Below are 18,704 nucleotides of genomic sequence, written 5' to 3'. Positions count from 1 at the left end.
CACATTTCCAAATAGGATAGCTTATATAAATTCATGAATAATAAAAACACCGTAAAATGAACTATTGTGAAAGTTCATCTTACGGTAATTTGTGGTTATTAGAATTAGTAATTATGATTTAGGACCTTTAGATTCGTTAGCATAATGCGTAATATCGATTTCTTCATAAGCTGAATTGTTTTCTTCAACTTCGTTGTGTGAAGTGTTGTCTTTATTAGCAACTACTAAATATTTGCCTTTTAAGACTTCTTGTTTATACTCTTCTAAACGATCTTCAGTTAAGTTGAAACGAGTTAAGACAGCTTCTTCGCCGTCTTCGCCGGTTAATAATCTTGACATACGGTCGCTAAATGAACCACTTGTAGCAATTAATGTAATTTGAGAGTTATGTAAATCATCTAAGTGTAATTTACTTTTACTAACTACGACTAATTCGTTTTCTGAATAGCCTTCAGCTTTTTTCTTTTCGATAACGTTATAAATTTCATCTTGTTTGTCTAATACAGTAAAGTCTGCCATATTAATCGCCCTCCATCTTTCGTCCTACTTTTATTAAAATATACCCTAATAAGCGTTGATAAAACTAAACTATACTTATTATATAATTAAATCAATGGTGTTTACAAATAACGCTTTATTTCGTCTTGTTATACGCTTACATTTGTAAATATTGTAATATCGGGCTCCAACTCTCTTTATAATATTGAAAATAAGGCGAAAATTTGCTATCATCAGTAAATAATTTATATCGCTCATATAATCTGAAGAATATGGCTTTAGAAGTTTCTACCATGTTGCCGCAAACGACATGACTATGAGTTCAGTAACAATACAGCTAGAAAATAGACGTATATTTAAATGCTATCTAGAAATACGATATTACGATTGTTTGATTTTAGAGTATGACTAAGCTTTCAAACTGGCTCTATGGGGTTGAACAACTTTTGAAAATAAAGTATTTAAACGATACATTTAAACCGTCATCTTCTTGAAATTGTATATTACAATGTATTGGCTGTTCACTCATAGATCCTGGAACTCGTTACGACGTTTGAGGATTTTTTTGTATACAATTTTAGGAGGTTTTGAAGTGGAAGCGCTCAGACAAAAGGTCAAAGAAGATGGCGTTGTTATTGATGAGAAGATTTTAAAGGTTGATGGTTTTTTAAATCACCAAATCGACGCGAAGTTAATGCATGAAGTAGGTAAAGTTTTTTACGAGCAGTTTAAAGATCAAGGTGTAACAAAAATTTTAACTATTGAAGCTTCAGGTATTGCACCGGCTATAATGGCTGCACTACATTTTGATGTGCCTTGCTTATTTGCGAAAAAGGCTAAACCAAGCACATTAAAAGATGGATTCTACGCTACTGATATACACTCTTTTACTAAAAATAAAACGAGTACGGTCATTGTTTCTGAAGAATTTTTAGATGAAAATGACACGGTTTTAATTATCGATGACTTCTTAGCTAATGGAGATGCTTCTTTAGGCCTCTATGATCTTGCACAACAAGCAAAAGCTAAAACTGTAGGTATCGGAATTGTTGTTGAGAAAAGCTTCCAAGATGGCAGACAAAGATTAGAAGAGGCAGGTTTAACTGTGTCTTCATTATGTAAAGTAGCCTCTTTAAAAGGTAATAAAGTTACTTTATTGAGTGAAGACGAATGAAGAATTTCATTTTAAGTCTGCAACATCTATTGGCAATGTATGCGGGAGCTATTCTAGTACCAATTATCGTTGGTACAAGCCTTAAATTCACTCCTGAACAAATCGCTTATTTAGTAACCGTCGATATTTTTATGTGTGGGGTTGCAACGTTCTTACAAGCGAATAAAGTGACAGGTACTGGTTTACCTATTGTATTAGGATGTACGTTCACTGCCGTAGCGCCTATGATTTTAATAGGCCAAACGAAAGGGTTAGATGTACTTTACGGCTCTTTATTCTTGTCAGGTATTCTAGTCGTCATCATTGCACCGTTCTTTTCATACTTAGTCAAGTTCTTCCCGCCTGTCGTTACCGGCAGTGTGGTAACTATTATTGGTATTAATTTAATGCCAGTTGCGATGAATTATTTGGCCGGAGGAGAAGGCGCCAAAGACTATGGTGATCCTAAAAATTTAATTTTAGGAGGCGTAACGCTAGTCGTTATTTTAGTATTGCAACGGTTCACTACAGGCTTTTTAAAATCGATTGCCATACTCATAGGCTTAGTCATAGGTACTATATTGGCGAGTTTATTAGGTGTAGTAGACGTTAACCAAGTTGGAGAAGCACATTGGCTTGGCATTCCTAGACCATTCCGTTTCTCAGGCTTTGGCTTTGATGTCGGTGCTACTTTAGTGTTTACGATTGTAGCAATTGTCAGTTTAATTGAATCTACAGGCGTGTATCATGCATTGAGTGAAATCACTGGTAGAAAGCTTGAACGTAAAGATTTCCGAAAGGGTTACACTGCGGAAGGTCTTGCGATTATTCTAGGATCAATCTTTAATTCCTTCCCTTACACTGCTTATTCTCAAAATGTTGGCTTAGTATCTCTCTCAGGTGCTAAAAAGAATAAAATTATATATGGCATGGTTATTTTACTTCTAATCTGTGGTTGTATTCCTAAATTAGGTGCACTGGCTAACATCATTCCTTTACCAGTCTTAGGTGGCGCTATGATTGCTATGTTTGGCATGGTCATGGCATATGGTGTTAGTATTTTAGGACACATCGATTTTAAAAACCAAAATAATTTACTGATTATTGCAGTGTCTGTAGGTTTAGGAACAGGTATCAGTGCAGTACCACAAGCCTTTAAAGCTTTAGGTGAGCAATTTGCGTGGTTAACTCAGAACGGCATTGTATTAGGTGCGATTTCAGCCATTATTCTTAATTTCTTTTTTAATGGCTTGAAGTATAAACAAAGTGAAGAAAATGTGAAATAATAAGACTAACTTTATAAAAAATGGAGGCTGTATTATAAATGTGGGAAAATAAATTTGCTAAAGAATCATTAACTTTCGACGATGTTCTATTAATTCCAGCTGCATCAGATGTGTTACCAAGCGATGTGGATTTAAGTGTGGAATTATCAGATAAGATTAAATTAAATATCCCAGTTATCTCAGCGGGTATGGATACAGTAACTGAATCAAAAATGGCAATTGCTATGGCACGTCAAGGTGGTTTAGGTGTCATTCATAAAAATATGGGCATTGAAGAACAAGCTGAAGAAGTTCAAAAAGTTAAACGTTCAGAAAATGGCGTTATTACAAATCCATTCTTCTTAACTCCAGATGAAAGTGTATATGAAGCGGAAGCATTAATGGGTAAATACCGCATCTCTGGTGTACCTATTGTCAGTGATAAAGAATCAAGACAACTTGTTGGTATTTTAACTAACCGTGACTTACGTTTCATTGAAGACTTTTCAATTAAAATTTCTGACGTAATGACAAAAGAAAACTTAATTACTGCTTCAGTTGGTACAACATTAGATGAAGCTGAAACAATTCTTCAAGAACATAAGATTGAAAAATTACCATTAGTTGAAAATGGTCGTCTAGAAGGTTTAATTACGATTAAAGATATTGAAAAAGTTCTTGAATTCCCGCATGCAGCAAAAGACGCACACGGTCGCTTATTAGCAGCGGCAGCCATCGGTACGTCTAAAGATACAGAAATCCGTGCGCAAAAATTAGTAGAAGCTGGCGTTGATGCATTAATTATTGATACAGCACATGGCCACTCAAAAGGCGTAATTGAACAAGTTAGAAAAATGAAAGAAAAATATCCTGACATTACTATCGTTGCAGGTAACGTAGCTACAGCAGAAGCAACACGCGCTTTATTCGAAGCAGGTGCAGATGTTGTTAAAGTTGGTATCGGACCAGGTTCAATCTGTACTACTCGTGTAGTAGCAGGCGTAGGTGTACCACAAATTACAGCCGTTTATGACTGTGCAACTGAAGCTCGTAAACACGGCAAAGCAATTATCGCTGATGGTGGTATTAAATTCTCAGGCGATATCATCAAAGCTTTAGCAGCTGGTGGACATGCTGTAATGTTAGGTAGTCTTCTTGCTGGTACTGAAGAAAGCCCAGGCGCAACTGAAGTCTTCCAAGGTAGACAATATAAAGTTTACCGTGGCATGGGTTCTTTAGGAGCTATGGAAAAAGGTTCAAACGACCGTTACTTCCAAGAAGATAAATCTCCTAGAAAATTTGTTCCAGAAGGTATCGAAGGTCGTACAGCTTATAAAGGCCCATTACAAGATACAATTTATCAACTTATGGGCGGCGTAAGAGCTGGTATGGGTTACACTGGCTCACCTGATTTGAAAACGTTACGTGAAGAAGCTCAATTTACACGTATGGGCCCTGCTGGTTTAGCAGAAAGTCACCCACATAATGTACAAATTACTAAAGAATCACCAAACTATTCATTTTAATATCAAGTTGAACGAGTAAGTTTGTGAGATAAAACTAGAGGACGCTTTTCTATTTAAATGTGATTGTTGAATGGGGTAATTCATTTTCAAGAAGACCTTAAAGCAAGGCATTGGGAAAGCGTTTCTCTACTATTTACATAAATTAAATTTAAAGGAGACCCACAATTATGGAAATGGCTAAAGAACAAGAGTTAATTCTTGTCTTAGACTTCGGTAGTCAATACAACCAACTTATTACGCGTCGTATTCGTGAAATGGGCGTTTACAGTGAATTGCACGATCATGAAATGTCTATTGAAGAAATTAAGCGTATGAATCCTAAAGGTATTATTCTTTCAGGTGGTCCTAATTCAGTTTATGAAGAAGGTTCATTTACAATTGACCCTGAAATTTATAATTTAGGCGTGCCTGTATTAGGTATTTGTTACGGTATGCAGTTGACGACGAAACTTTTAGGCGGAAAAGTTGAACGCGCTAATGAACGTGAATATGGTAAAGCTACAATTAATGCAAAATCTGATGAGTTATTCTTCGGTTTACCTGCTGAACAAACAGTGTGGATGAGTCACTCTGACAAAGTAATTGAAATTCCTGAAGGTTTTGAAGTGATTGCTGATAGTCCAAGTACTAATTATGCTGCGATTGAAGATAAAAAACGCCGTATTTATGGTGTGCAGTTCCATCCGGAAGTACGTCATACAGAATATGGTAATGACTTATTAAGAAACTTCGTTCGTCGTGTATGTAATTGTACAGGTGAATGGACGATGGAAAACTTTATTGAAATTGAGATTGAAAAGATTCGCGAACGTGTTGGCGACCGTAAAGTATTATGCGCGATGAGCGGTGGGGTAGATTCATCTGTAGTAGCAGTATTATTACATAAAGCTATTGGTGATCAACTTACATGTATCTTCGTAGACCATGGTTTACTTCGTAAGGGCGAAGGCGACATGGTGATGGAACAATTTGGTGAAGGCTTTGATATGAATATTATTCGTGTTAATGCTCAAGATCGCTTTATGAATAAATTAAAAGGCGTGTCTGATCCTGAACAAAAACGTAAAATCATCGGTAATGAATTTGTCTATGTATTTGATGATGAAGCGGCTAAGTTAACAGATGTTGATTTCTTAGCACAAGGTACATTGTATACCGATGTGATTGAATCTGGGACTAAGACTGCTCAAACGATTAAATCTCACCATAACGTAGGTGGATTACCTGAAGATATGGAATTCGAACTGATTGAACCTATCAATACGTTATTTAAAGATGAAGTACGTGCATTAGGTATTGAGTTAGGTATTCCAGAACATTTAGTTTGGAGACAACCATTCCCTGGACCAGGTCTAGGTATCCGTGTCTTAGGTGAAATTACAGAAGATAAATTAGAAATCGTACGTGAATCTGATGCGATTTTACGTGAAGTCGTACGTGAAGAAGGTCTTGAAAGAGATATCTGGCAATACTTTACAGTTTTACCAGGCATCCAATCTGTAGGTGTAATGGGTGACTACCGTACTTATGATCATACTGTAGGTATCCGTGCTGTAACTTCTATTGACGGTATGACAAGTGACTTTGCCCGTATTGACTGGGAAGTTCTACAAAAGATTTCAAGCCGTATCGTTAACGAAGTAGACCACGTAAACCGCGTTGTCTATGACATTACTTCTAAGCCACCAAGCACCATAGAATGGGAGTAAAAGGTATAGATGACAACACCCTTTAGCCATAACGGTTAGAGGGTGTTTTTGTGTTTGATTGGAAGGATATAAAAGTAATAAATATAAAATGCTATAATTTTATTATTAGGAATTGTATAATATTAATTGTAAAGATCAGTTTATGAGGGTTTGTTATACGCATATGCGTATAGGAAACCCCTTTTTTATGGGGTGATAATTTAAATGAGTGAAAAAGAGTATCGAAGTCATCGAAAAAAACTTTTATTAAGTGGTCAAAGCTGTTTTGATTTGATTTTTATTGGACCATCTTAATATTGAAAGATTTTTATGTTCTGCTACTTGACTAGCTTTAACATTAATAGGGTGATCTACATCGTTAGCGATTATAAACATTCTTGGGTCTAAATTGTTTTTGGAAGGTCTATTAGGTTTAACATCCCTATATATATACATCATTAGTTACTTTATTAAAGTCTAAGTTATTTGCAAAGTTAATAAGTATTTCTGCTTTAGATTTTGTTCCGAGTAAGATGTAATCAATAGAATATTTTATACCAGATTCACTAGAAACAGAAACTTTCGCAGCTCCTACTATTTCGCCTTCATATATAAAATTAAACACATCTTCATAGAAGAGGTTCGCAGCATTACTTTAGGACTCCATTGTAATATCATAAATTTTCAATATGCCTTGAATTAAATTGTGCTTAGATTTAGCAAAACTTTCATTTTTAACCTTTGCGATAATTTCGTCATTTTCTAAATTTAAATTAAATTGTTTTAAAACACTTTGAATTATCTTCTCTCTAGTTTTAGTATTTATATCAATACCAAACATTTCTAACTCATTTACAGTTAAACCGTCGTCTGATAGTATAATTTTTTCATTAGGTAATGCATAGGCATAAATTTTAATATAATCATTTAAGTGGTTTTTAAATGGAGTGGTAATTTCTGTAGAATTATCTAACTCTTTATATTTATAACTTTGTTTTAACCAACTAAAATATTCATCCATTTTTTGTTCGATAGGTTCCATTAATTATCTCTCCGTTTCGCCTATGTAAATTTAGTTCTCCATTTGTAACGTCAGATTAAGAAATAACATTTCCTAGCTCTACAACCTTTGTGTCACATATAATTTTTGGTATATTGAGTCTATATTTATTTTATTGCTAAGGGATTGGGTAATTTTGAAAATAATTAACTTATTAAGCTATATGGCTTTAGGCTTTATGATAGGGTACATCATCTACGGTGTGATTATGATGATTGGTCAATTTATGGGCTTAACTGAATATGAGCACCAACTTGCGATAGTAGGTCTTTGTGTCATTTTATTAGGCGATTTAACGAAAAATGATTTATTTAAATTTATTACTCTTGCAGGTGGTGTATACCTTGTATTAATTGGCTAACCATCGTCTTAAAAGCTCACTTAATGTTGTACAACTACACCAGAAACTCATTTTCAACTTAAAAAACTCCACATTTATAACCTAGCTAAATTTGGAAAAAGGGTAGCGTGAACATAGTCAATAACACGATATTTGTGATAAACAAGGAAATATTTAAAATGATTTTAGAATTGAGAAGTAAACATAAAGCGTTAGACATTAATGTGAAGAATAAGATAAGCGCACCTGGCCAATACCATAGGCTAAAGAAAGTGTGTCGGTATAAATTGGTAAATAACGAAGAATAGACAATAAAAAGACATACCATAGTTAAAAAAATCGATAACAGATTAATATAATTTAATGTTTTCATTGATGTTTCCTTTCTAAGATGAAATGGGAGTTAGCTAGAAGTCTAATATAATTTCAAAGGCCTCGTGGGCGTGTCGTTGATAAATTTTAGATATTTTTTATATAAATATCTCAAGGTTTTATTCTACAACTTTTTAAAAAGTGTTTGTTTTAATACTTAATTTATATTATCTGTGAAATTTTACGCTTTTACAAGCTTAAATTGTCACAATTAATCAAGGGAAAAATTAAATTTTTGAGAGAATTTTAAAACTTTTTTAAGCGTTTTCACATAATTGTTACATGCAAACGAGGAAAAGTGTGGTATTTTATAGTTAAACAAAGAAATTCATTTTATCCATGAGCGTCCAATTGATAATTTATCGGTTGGACGTTCACTTTTTACATAACAAAAACAAGAGAATGAGACATTAATGATTTGTGCTCTGGGAAACCGATAAACGGTGTCCCAAAAGCAGGATTCTCGGCAGATATCGTCACGATTCGACAAAATTTGAAAAACAATTTTGCTCATCGTTCGGTTCTGCTCAAATCCTAAACACTTTTGTCCCAACCTCTTGCTTCTTTTAATTTTATGTACGAAATATGCGAATTATTTTGTAGCTAAGTCGATGATGAATTTAACAATTTCAATAATACCTGAAATGATTGACATTTGGAATTACCTCCTTATTAAATGTTATCTAAAGTATAACGTTGAAATATCAATAAAAGAGCGTTATTTCCTAAGTTATTGAAAGCGCTTCGTAAGTGTTGGATTGAGGACAAGAAATCACATCTTTTCATGCCTAGTTGCTTATTTTCTATAAATGTAAGCAAAAGCGAAATCACAAAACTATTCCTAACCGCCTAGGAGATTGACATTTATTCAATATTTTCTTATATTGTATTTATTACGTCTAAAATTTACATAGGTTTGTATCAGGCAATTGTGCAAGGTGTGTTCATCGTTGTGCACTTGAAGGGTAAGACATGTGTAGCTAAAACATACATACAAGGTAGCTTGAAAAAGTATTTATATATTAATTAAATGCGTTCATAAAGAAGCCTGCAATAGTTAGTTAAACCTTCCATTATAGGGATAAAACTAGACTATTGCAGGCATTTTCTTATATTGTTAATACTATAAGCACTATGAAAATTAAAAAGTTTTAAAACATGGAGGAGCGGCAATGTTAAGTTCAAGTTTATTACTGACCTTATTTTTCGTAACGCTTGTCATTGCAGTGTTAAGTGGAATAATATTTTTAATTCCATCTGTTCCTGTAAAATACATACGTTTACATTTAACTTTACTCTTATTACCTGTCATTGTAGGAGTCATCGGATTAATAACAGTAAATGGCAGAGAAGTCGTTGGCGTTTTTGCATTAGATAAACTCGCTTGGCTAGTAGGCGTCTTCGTCTTAGCTTTAGGTTTTATTATTCAAAAGTTCTCAACACGATATTTACTTGGAGATCGCAACTACCGTAAATATTTTCCTTTGTACACTTGTACGACGGTATTTGCTTCAATTGGCTGGTTAAGTAATGATTTACGTTTAATGGTAGTTTGTTGGGGGCTTACGTTATGGTGTCTAACTCAACTGATACGACTTAATCAATCATGGAAAGTGCCGGCAGAAGCTGCAAAGGTTTCAGCACGTTCGTTTATCATTGGCTGGGGAGCGTTACTTTTAGCAGTGGTCGTCTTTTACATAGGTACCGGAGAATGGGTCATTGATCCGTCACAAGACTATGACAACGTAATGGGTTATGGTTTGAAATTAGTTGTAGATTTATTACTTGTACTTGCTGTGATAATTCCAGCAGCACAATATCCTTTCCAAAGTTGGTTAATTGAGTCCGTTGTAGCACCTACGCCAGTATCGGCCATTATGCATGCTGGTATTGTGAATGCTGGAGGAATTATCCTTACACGTTTTTCACCAGTGTTTGATAATAATATTGCTTTAACTGTACTCTTAATCATTTCTAGTATTTCAGTACTTATTGGTTCAGGAATTAGCTTAGTACATGTGGATTATAAACGTCAGTTAGTGGGCTCAACGATGAGTCAAATGGGCTTTATGCTTGTGCAATGTGCATTAGGTGTTTATTCGGCAGCGATCATTCATTTAATTTTGCATGGTGTGTTTAAAGCGACATTATTCTTACAATCAGGTTCTATCGTCAAACGTTTTAATATTCCGACGCCACCAAATGTGAAACGCTCATACGCATGGACGGTGTTAGGTAGAACCCTTGCTATAGCCATAGCAGTTATCTTTTTCATTATGAGTGACCATACGTCGTATACATTAATTAGTGCGTTCATTCTTGCATGGTCATTATCTGTATCTTGGAATCAACTCGTAGCACTTAATAGAGGTGTAATGGGCCGTGTAATCGGTATTGCTATGCTCATTATCGTAGCAGCAGTATATGTGGTAACGCATCAAATATTTGTGAATCTATTACATAACGTCTACATGATTACATCACATCCACCATTAATAAGTGTGATTATTTGTATAGCCATCCTAGTGCTAGGTAGCATATTTAGTATTTGGGTCGCACGTCGTCGTGATTCAATAGCTTTTGCGAAAGTGTATTTATGGCTCGTTAAGATTGGAGAAGCCAAATTTAAATCTGTTGAAAGCCATCCTAACTATTTGAAGAAATATTTATAAGAGGTGAAACCTTACATGACTATAACTAAATATAATATTGAAGACACTGTTAAATCGGCACGTCGTGTGATTACACCACTTTCACCTATTTCGATATTTGCGGCACGTAACCCTTGGGAAGAAATGGAACATCAGACATTCGATCAAGTAGCCCAATGGTTTAAACACGTACGTGACATTGACTTATATCCAAGCCATGCTTCCGTGATGACTGCTTTGGAAAATGGCGAAATCGACAAATCTCTCGTAGAAGAAGAACTTAAACAAGCGGTTCAATCATACGAAACTGCAGTGCCACAAGACCATATCGACACTTATTGTAAAAACGCAATGCGTATTCAAGATGTACCAACCGATTTAATTACTAAAGAAGCATATTTAAAGATAGAAGTATCAAAACTTAAAAGCGTCTTTGAAAATGAACCGTTTAAATATGCACGTTCAAAAAGCGCTAACGCCTTTAATGCTAAAGGCGAATCGCTTATGGATGAATTAAACACGCATATTATTAAATGGTCAAAGCTTTATTTAGATAATTTCCAATCGAGTTGGACGATGCCCAAACGTGAAGAAGGATTTTACATAGCGTGGCTACATTTAGCGCAACATGATCCTATGTTGACGAAGACACAACGCAAAATGGTCAAAACATTACCAAATGATTATAGAGAAGCTTTAATCATGGCTTTAAATCATTTAGATATCGCAGAAGATGAACGTGAATCATATTTAACAGGACATCTATTATCCTTACCAGGTTGGGCCGGCATGATGTATTATCGCGCCGAACAACGTGAGCGAGAAGCAGATTTATTAACACAATATTTAGCCATCCGTTTAACAATGGAATGTATTCTATTAGATACTGAAAAAATGAGTCGCCCGGCAGTCTTAAATGTCGAAAGACGTATTAAAGAATTGGTAAGTAAGTGGCTTTACTATGGTGAAATGTCAATTGATGAATGGGCCTCTATGAGTATTTCAGACCAAATTGAACATTTAAGCTTTGCGCATGACTTTAATCCACTTTATTTTAAAAAATTATGGCTTGAAGCATGGGAAGAAACACATGAACGTAAACTAGTTGAAGATATATACGATACTTCTAATGCTCAAGAGAAACCGTCTACACAAGTGCAATTGGCATTCTGTATCGATGTACGTTCAGAACCATTTCGTCGTCATTTAGAAAGTGAAGGACCATTTGAAACGATTGGTATTGCTGGATTCTTTGGCTTACCAATTCGTAAAGAAGTGTTAGACGAACAGTTCAGTCATAACTCTTTACCAGTTATGGTGCCGCCTGCATACACAATCAAGGAATATGCAGATCGTCATGCCTTAAATACTTATAATCAACAACAGAACTCAGTGACGTCTATGTTTTATACGTTTAAATTGATGAAACATAATGTTTTACCAAGTTTACTATTACCAGAACTCAGTGGTCCGTTCTTAAGTTTAAATACGTTAGCCAGTACATTAATGCCGAAGAAAACAGGCAACTTTGTACGCAAATTTACTAAAAACTGGTTGAAAAAGCCTGAAGCTAAGTTAACAATTAACCGTGAACATGGGGCGTATGGAAATTTACCGATTGGTTTTACTGAAGAAGAACAAGTCGCCTTTACAAAACAGGCGTTACAACTTATGGATTTAACTACAAATTTTGCGCCGTTAATCGTTTTCGGCGGACATGGTAGTCAATCCAATAACAATCCATATCATGCGACATTAGAGTGTGGCGCATGTGGCGGTGCTTCAAGCGGTTTTAACGCCAAATTACTCGCAACGATGTGTAACTTGCCTCATGTACGAGAAAGCTTAAAAGCTGAAAATATTAACATTCCAGATGAAACCGTATTTGTCGCAGCTGAACATAAAACATCAGTCGACGAATTAGAATGGATTTACATGCCAGAATTAACGCCTGAAGCACAACAAGCATTTAACACGTTAGAAGAAGCGATGCCTCGAATTAGCTATAAAGCGAATTTAGAACGCCTAGCACAACTTCCAGGTTTAGACCAAGGTCATGTAAAAGATCCTGTAGCTGAGGCACACCGCTTTGCGAACGACTGGAGTGAAATTCGCCCAGAATGGGGACTTGCGCGTAATGCAGAGTTTATTATCGGACAACGACGAATTACTGAAGGTACGAACTTAGAAGGACGTGCTTTCTTACATAATTACGATTGGCAAAAAGATTCCGATGGTCAAATACTGAACACAATTATTTCAGGGCCTGCCCTTGTAGCTCAATGGATTAATTTACAATACTACGCCTCAACGGTAGCACCACATTTTTACGGAAGTGGGAATAAAGCGACGCAATCGGTAACTTCAGGCGTAGGAGTAATGCAAGGGAATTCGAGTGACTTACTAGCGGGACTACCTTGGCAATCTGTCATGGCAGCAGATAACAAGATCTATCATTCACCTATTCGTCTATTAGTAGTGATTCAAGCGCCAGACAGTCACATTAAGGCCTTGCTTGAGAATAATATTAAATTTAAGCAGAAAGTGGATAATCACTGGGTACGCTTGGCAAGTATCGACGAACATGATAGTTGGAAAGATTGGTAGGGAGTTCGGTTTTTCCGAAAATAGTGATAAAATAAGGTTAATCTATCAATAGGAGAATTATGATTACCATGGCTAAATCTAAAGGTGCTTACGAAGCAGAAATTAGTACAGCAATCACGCAATGGGAAAAAGACTTTCTCGGTCGAGGTTCCCTATCGGTCAAAACGGACATCTTACGCGATATGATTATCGTCAATTTACAAGGTGTATTAACGCCAGCAGAATATCGTGTATGTGAAACGCAAGAAGGTTTACTGAACATTAAACGTACTCGCTCAGAACTTGTCGAGTCAGGACAAGACGATTTAATGCAGCTGATATTAGATATTACAGGCATTAGTGTGAACAGCTTTCATAGCGATTTAAGTACGATTACCGGAGAGCGTGTCATCGTGTTCAAATTAGAGGATAACTTTGAAAAGACTTTACAAAACTAAATAGTCACCTTATGGGGGCGAGACAATGAAATCTTTTAATTATATTAGATTTTGTTGGCGCTCCCATTTTGTTTACTAAGCTAATTTTGACGATTTAGTGTACAATTTACACAAAGGCATGATGAGAGTTGAGAGAAACACATATCAATATGTTAAATCGATTGCAGAATTTTAATGATTTAATCAACATATTTAAGAGACTGAGACGTTAATGATTAGTGCTCTGGGAAACTGATATACGGTGTCCCAAAAGTAGGATTCTCGGCAGATACCGTCACGATTCGCCAAAGGGAGCGGTACAGAAATCTAATGAAATTTCGAAGATTTCGTAGTCCCGCCCCGGCAAGGTTGACTAGAAATGAAGAAAGTGAGGTTCGAACGCATCTTCATTTCAGACAACTACTGCCTAATTATAGAGTAGGATATAATATACTTTTTGTTCATCGTTCGGTTCTGCTCAAATCCTGAGCACTTTTGTCCCAACCTCCTTATGATTGTTTTAATATAGAGAAATAAATGAAATTAGAAATTGGTGAAGTAGTATGAAACAAAAGAGAGAATTTGCACCATCGATAACCGTTCCCATGTTTATCGTAGGGTTACTTATTTTTATTTTTGCAGCTTTGAATGTAATTTGGGATACGTGGATCATTCAACATATAGATTTAGCGTCATTACATTGGGTTACAGAACAATTTGGTAAGCCACAACGAAATTTCCAAGGGAATATTTGGCATAATTTTATTACATTTTGTGCAGAAATTGGCGAAGTTAAATCTATTTTATATATCACAGCATTTTTAGCCCTCATCTTGCTTTTTAAAAACTATAAGCTATCTATTTGGCTAATACTTAGTATTTATACTGGCACGTTATTAAACTATTTAATTAAGCAAATGGTTGAAAGACAACGTCCGTATAATCATTTAATACGTGACCATGGGTTTTCATTCCCTAGTGGACACTCTAATGCAAGTACATTACTAGCGCTTACCTTGCTTATTGTCGTTATACCGATTATTAAAAGTAAAGCGTTAAGGTTGATTACTAGCTTAATTACAGTCGTTATTTGGCTAGGCGTATTATGGTGTCGAGTATATTTTCATGCCCATTATATTATCGACGTCGTTGGAGGCGTGTCACTAGGTATGTTGTGGATAGCATTGTATCTAATGATTATTCCGTTGTTTTATCTTAATTTTCCTAAAAAGCCTGAGAATAGTAGGTAGTTCAAAGTCGTTTAAAAATAAGGAGAGATGGCGATGACAGAAGAACGTACATTAGTATTAGGTGGAGGCGGCATTACTGGCATTGCTTGGCAAGCTGGGGTGTTGGCCGGATTACTAGAGAATGGTGTGAACGTGGATAAAGCGGATAGAGTGATTGGAACATCCGCGGGTGCGTTTGTTGGTGCGATATTAGTAAATGGCTATGATATGAAAGATTATTATTATGAATTAGATGAGAGAAGAGATAATAATGATAGGGCAACGCTATCGTCTGATATTTATCGTTTATGGCAAAATGCCTTTGTCGTAGGACGCGATGATGCGCAAAAAGTAGGACAAATGTTGGGAGATATTGTCTATACAAGACCGTCTCATATTGATTTAGAAGAACGTAAGCAAGCAGTGCGTCAACGTTTAGGTGATGTTGAATGGAAAGATATTTTAGACATTACGGCGATTAATGCTAGAACGGGAGACGTTGGAGTATTCAATTCGCGAAGTGACGTAACACTTGAAGATGCGATTACTGCGAGCGGGGCTGTGCCAGGAATTTGGCCTCATATTCGTTTGAATCATAGCGACTGGATAGATGGTGGTATGGTGTCGCCAACTAATGCGATGTTAGCCAAAGGTGCTAAATCCATTATTATCTTAGCTCCATTAGCTGATGGATTAGGGATGATACCAAGCGTTTATGATGATGCTAAACAGTTAAGCGAACAGAGTCATGTGTTGGTTATTCAACCGGATAGTGCTAGTGAAGCAGAAATTGGGAATAACATTTATAATCCAGAGAATATTATCAAAGTAGGTAATGCAGGTTATCGTCAAGGCCTTTCACTCGCTCAACGTATCCACGAAGAATATAACGAGTGGGTAGATTAATTTTCAATATTTAAGACGGCCGGCAGTATAAAAATTGTTATTTGAAAAGGGAGAGATACTCAATGAAAGTTAAGTCGCCACATCCAATTCATCTTACAGGTACACGTGACGAAGCGATATTATTACTACATTCATTTACAGGGACGATTCGTGATATTAAACCGTTAGCCACTGTCCTTAACAATCAAGGTTATACGTGTTACGCCCCTAATTATAGTGGGCATGGTTTGCCATTAGATCAATTTGTTCAATTTAATATTGATGACTGGTGGAACGATGTCCTGTCTGGATATGAATTTTTAAAAAATGAGGGCTATAAAACGATATATGCGACTGGCGTTTCATTGGGTGGACTATTCACTTTAAAATTAGCAGAAACAGTCGAAGTTGCGAAGATTGCGGTTATGTCTGCACCAAGTGAAAAGGACGAAGCAGGTATTGTATGGCGAATGGAACGTTATGGTCAACGTATGAACCAGTTACTCAATTTAGATGAAGTTGAAGCGCAAAAACAAATAAGCGTGATTGAGGACTATCGTCCAAATATTACTAAGTTTAAACACTTTATTTCAGATATTACGGCACATTTAGAAGATATTCGCACACCTGCTAGAATCTTATATGGGGAAAAAGATGAAGCTTCATATCAAGAAAGTGCGCATTACATTTTCGACCATATCAATAGTGGCGATAAAGAGTTATCAAGTCATCCGTTATGTAAACACCTTATGACACATGGCGACGGTAGTGATAATGTTGAACAAGAAATCGTTGAGTTTTTCATTTCAAAATAATAAAAATACTAAACAGGTTTGAGCATATAAGTAAATGTTCAGACCTGTTTTTATTTGGCAGTAAAAATAAATAAATTCACATTTTACATCTCGTAAGTTAACTGTTTATATCTTTGGAAATGAACTTTTACATATATTGCACTTTAGGCGAAGACATGATAAAGTAGTACTTAATTGCATAAACGCTTTAACGCGTTAAAGGGAGTGAGTTTAATGAGTAGCCAATCTGAATGGAAGACGTCGACTGGATTTATTTTGGCAAGTGCTGGTTCAGCAATAGGACTAGGTGCAATGTGGAAATTTCCATATATGGCCGGCATTTACGGAGGCGGCGCATTCTTACTTTTATTCTTATTATTTACAATATTTATAGGACTACCACTATTAATTATGGAATTTACAGTAGGTAAGATGGGACGAACTTATACTACTAAAATATATAGTAAGTTAACAGGTAAAAAGTGGCTAAATATTATTGGATGGAACGGGAATTTAGCCGTGTTTATTTTATTTGGTTTCTACAGTGTAATCGGTGGATGGATTATTATTTATATTGGAAATGTTATTTTACAAATGCTCTCTATCGAGAAAGCCTCATTAACTAATATTAATTTTGAAGCCATTATTAGTAATCCTTGGCTAACAGTGTTAGGACAAGGCATTTTCATCTTTTTAACAATGATAATTGTGATGTTAGGCGTTGAAAAGGGATTAGAGAAAGCATCTAAAGTAATGATGCCTCTATTATTTATCTTTTTAATTATCGTAGTTATTAAATCTTTATCTTTAGACGGTGCGCTAGACGGCGTGCGCTATATTTTACAGCCTAGATTAGAAGAAATTTCAATGAAAGGTGTGTTATTCGCATTAGGTCAATCGTTCTTTACGCTCTCTTTAGGAACAACAGGGATGATCACGTATGCGAGTTATGCCCCTAAAGAAATGACAATTAAATCATCTGCTATTTCAATTGTTATTATGAATATTTTAGTGTCAGTATTAGCTGGATTGGCTATTTTCCCAGCTTTACAGTCGTTTGGATATGAACCACAAGAAGGCCCTGGCTTATTGTTTAAAGTTTTACCATTAGTATTTAGTCAAATGGGCTTCGGCAGTGTCTTCTACTTTATATTCTTGATACTCTTCTTATTCGCAGCTTTAACATCATCAATTTCACTATTAGAACTTAATGTTTCTAACTTTACGAAGAACGATAATACGAAACGTAAGCCGGTTGCGCTAATCGCTAGTGTACTAGTCTTTATTATCAGTATTCCAGCAACATTATCGTTTAGTAGTTTAAGTGGCATTACATTTGGCGCAGGTACAATTTTTGATAATATGGATTTCGTCGTGTCTAATATACTCATGCCATTAGGCGCATTAGGTACTACATTGGTAGTAGGCCAATTGTTAGATAAAGACGCTTTAAAAGAAAGCTTTGGTAAGGATAAATTTAAATTATTTGCGCCATGGTACTTTTTAATCAAATTCGTGATGCCTATAGTCATTATACTTGTGTTTGTCGTTCAACTATTTTAATAAAAAATAAAGTGGAAGCCAAAGCGCATCGTAGGGATATCTAGTCTTACAGCCATGCGTTGGCTTCCACTTTTTGTATTCACTTCTCACTTTATTTGAAAAGGGCATTTAAATAATCACGTTCAGTTTTTAATAATTCGATATAGTCTTCTGACATAATTTCTTTACCGATTTCTATATTTTTAGAGTTGATGAATGTAACTAATTTATGATTTTCTTCTTTAGAGTCAAAGAAAGTAAGCGATTGTTTAATCATTTCACTTTCTGAATATAAAATTAACGTACGTCCATACACTAAATCTTCTTTACTGCGTTGGTAAGAAGCTTCTAAAAAGTCGTAGATTTTATCGCCTTCGTTATATTCAAATGCTACGTTGACGTCGCCATGTACTTTATCGGCAATATTTGAAAGTCTAGATTTTTCTGCAGGATCTTCAGGTCTAAATTGGTCTCTAATATATTCTTTCCATTTACCAATTTCAGTGTTAATTCTTTGTTTTAAGTCTTCATCTTCATTGTTATTCTCAAATTTTTCAACTAATTGTTTTAATTCATCAATATCCATTAAATCGTCTTTTTTAATGTTACTTGCTTCAAATTCTTCATAATGATGATTTTCATGTGTAGACATCAAGTTTCCCCCTTTTACATACTTCA

The 18,704-nt window shown here is 35.4% G+C and carries 15 protein-coding genes, 1 pseudogene and 1 riboswitch; of the genes and pseudogenes, 12 read left to right on the top strand and 4 right to left on the bottom strand.

Features of this window, described 5'->3' with window-relative positions; all coding sequences use genetic code 11:
* Positions 1-111: 111 nt before the first annotated feature.
* Positions 112-519 carry a general stress protein gene (locus HS848_RS09930; protein WP_198612206.1) on the bottom strand — a complete coding sequence of 136 codons (408 nt, stop codon included), beginning with the start codon at positions 517-519 and terminating at the stop codon, positions 112-114.
* 213 nt (positions 520-732) lie between these two features.
* Positions 733-835, top strand: a riboswitch (purine riboswitch).
* 255 nt (positions 836-1,090) lie between these two features.
* Between HS848_RS09930 and xpt the strand changes: the two genes are divergently transcribed.
* The 4 genes from xpt (at position 1,091) to guaA (ending at position 6,151) form a co-directional block, all read left to right on the top strand.
* Complete coding sequence (gene xpt, locus HS848_RS09925) at positions 1,091-1,672, top strand: xanthine phosphoribosyltransferase (RefSeq protein WP_198612205.1); 582 nt, start codon at positions 1,091-1,093, stop codon at positions 1,670-1,672.
* Positions 1,669-2,937 (top strand): xanthine permease PbuX, encoded by a 1,269-nt coding sequence (gene pbuX, locus HS848_RS09920; protein ID WP_198612204.1) that lies wholly within the window; start codon positions 1,669-1,671, stop codon positions 2,935-2,937. Before xpt ends, pbuX begins: the two co-directional genes overlap by 4 nt.
* Positions 2,938-2,975: 38 nt before the next feature.
* Positions 2,976-4,442: an IMP dehydrogenase gene (gene guaB, locus HS848_RS09915; RefSeq protein ID WP_198612203.1), complete on the top strand. Its 1,467-nt coding sequence runs from the start codon at positions 2,976-2,978 to the stop codon at positions 4,440-4,442.
* Positions 4,443-4,609: 167 nt separating this feature from the next.
* Positions 4,610-6,151 carry a glutamine-hydrolyzing GMP synthase gene (gene guaA, locus HS848_RS09910; RefSeq protein ID WP_107508244.1) on the top strand — a complete coding sequence of 514 codons (1,542 nt, stop codon included), beginning with the start codon at positions 4,610-4,612 and terminating at the stop codon, positions 6,149-6,151.
* Between the two features lie 246 nt (positions 6,152-6,397).
* Here the strand turns inward: guaA and HS848_RS12925 are convergent.
* Positions 6,398-7,172: pseudogene (locus HS848_RS12925) on the bottom strand (DUF1828 domain-containing protein).
* A 154-nt stretch (positions 7,173-7,326) separates the two neighbouring features.
* Here HS848_RS12925 and HS848_RS09900 point away from each other — a divergent pair.
* Positions 7,327-7,551, top strand: coding sequence for a hypothetical protein (locus tag HS848_RS09900; protein WP_198612202.1), 225 nt, complete (start codon positions 7,327-7,329; stop codon positions 7,549-7,551).
* 943 nt (positions 7,552-8,494) lie between these two features.
* Here the strand turns inward: HS848_RS09900 and HS848_RS13040 are convergent.
* Positions 8,495-8,557 (bottom strand): alpha family phenol-soluble modulin, encoded by a 63-nt coding sequence (locus tag HS848_RS13040; protein WP_103165687.1) that lies wholly within the window; start codon positions 8,555-8,557, stop codon positions 8,495-8,497.
* A gap of 517 nt (positions 8,558-9,074) precedes the next feature.
* On the opposite strand from HS848_RS13040, the gene HS848_RS09890 reads away from it, so the two are divergent.
* The 7 genes from HS848_RS09890 to HS848_RS09860 all read left to right on the top strand — a co-directional run bounded on the left by HS848_RS09890 (position 9,075) and on the right by HS848_RS09860 (position 18,047).
* On the top strand, positions 9,075-10,574 hold the full coding sequence (locus HS848_RS09890) for an NADH dehydrogenase subunit 5 (RefSeq protein ID WP_198612201.1): 1,500 nt from the start codon (positions 9,075-9,077) through the stop codon (positions 10,572-10,574).
* Between the two features lie 15 nt (positions 10,575-10,589).
* Positions 10,590-13,160 (top strand): DUF2309 domain-containing protein, encoded by a 2,571-nt coding sequence (locus HS848_RS09885; protein ID WP_198612200.1) that lies wholly within the window; start codon positions 10,590-10,592, stop codon positions 13,158-13,160.
* A gap of 68 nt (positions 13,161-13,228) precedes the next feature.
* Positions 13,229-13,597 carry a DUF2294 domain-containing protein gene (locus HS848_RS09880; RefSeq protein WP_107508240.1) on the top strand — a complete coding sequence of 123 codons (369 nt, stop codon included), beginning with the start codon at positions 13,229-13,231 and terminating at the stop codon, positions 13,595-13,597.
* A gap of 542 nt (positions 13,598-14,139) precedes the next feature.
* Positions 14,140-14,826, top strand: a complete 687-nt coding sequence (locus tag HS848_RS09875) for a phosphatase PAP2 family protein (RefSeq protein ID WP_198612199.1) — start codon at positions 14,140-14,142, stop codon at positions 14,824-14,826.
* A 33-nt stretch (positions 14,827-14,859) separates the two neighbouring features.
* On the top strand, positions 14,860-15,711 hold the full coding sequence (locus HS848_RS09870) for a patatin-like phospholipase family protein (RefSeq protein WP_198612198.1): 852 nt from the start codon (positions 14,860-14,862) through the stop codon (positions 15,709-15,711).
* Between the two features lie 62 nt (positions 15,712-15,773).
* Positions 15,774-16,505 carry an alpha/beta hydrolase gene (locus HS848_RS09865; protein WP_198612197.1) on the top strand — a complete coding sequence of 244 codons (732 nt, stop codon included), beginning with the start codon at positions 15,774-15,776 and terminating at the stop codon, positions 16,503-16,505.
* A 213-nt stretch (positions 16,506-16,718) separates the two neighbouring features.
* Positions 16,719-18,047: a sodium-dependent transporter gene (locus HS848_RS09860; protein ID WP_198612196.1), complete on the top strand. Its 1,329-nt coding sequence runs from the start codon at positions 16,719-16,721 to the stop codon at positions 18,045-18,047.
* A 91-nt stretch (positions 18,048-18,138) separates the two neighbouring features.
* On the opposite strand, the gene HS848_RS09855 is transcribed toward HS848_RS09860, so the two are convergent.
* Positions 18,139-18,678: a hypothetical protein gene (locus HS848_RS09855; RefSeq protein ID WP_198612195.1), complete on the bottom strand. Its 540-nt coding sequence runs from the start codon at positions 18,676-18,678 to the stop codon at positions 18,139-18,141.
* Positions 18,679-18,704 lie beyond the last annotated feature (26 nt).

The sequence above is a fragment of the Staphylococcus caledonicus genome, assembly GCF_016238465.1.
In the GTDB taxonomy this organism is placed as follows: domain Bacteria; phylum Bacillota; class Bacilli; order Staphylococcales; family Staphylococcaceae; genus Staphylococcus; species Staphylococcus caledonicus.
Note: the sequence above shows the minus strand (reverse complement) of the source record. Positions and strands in the feature narration are given on the sequence as shown.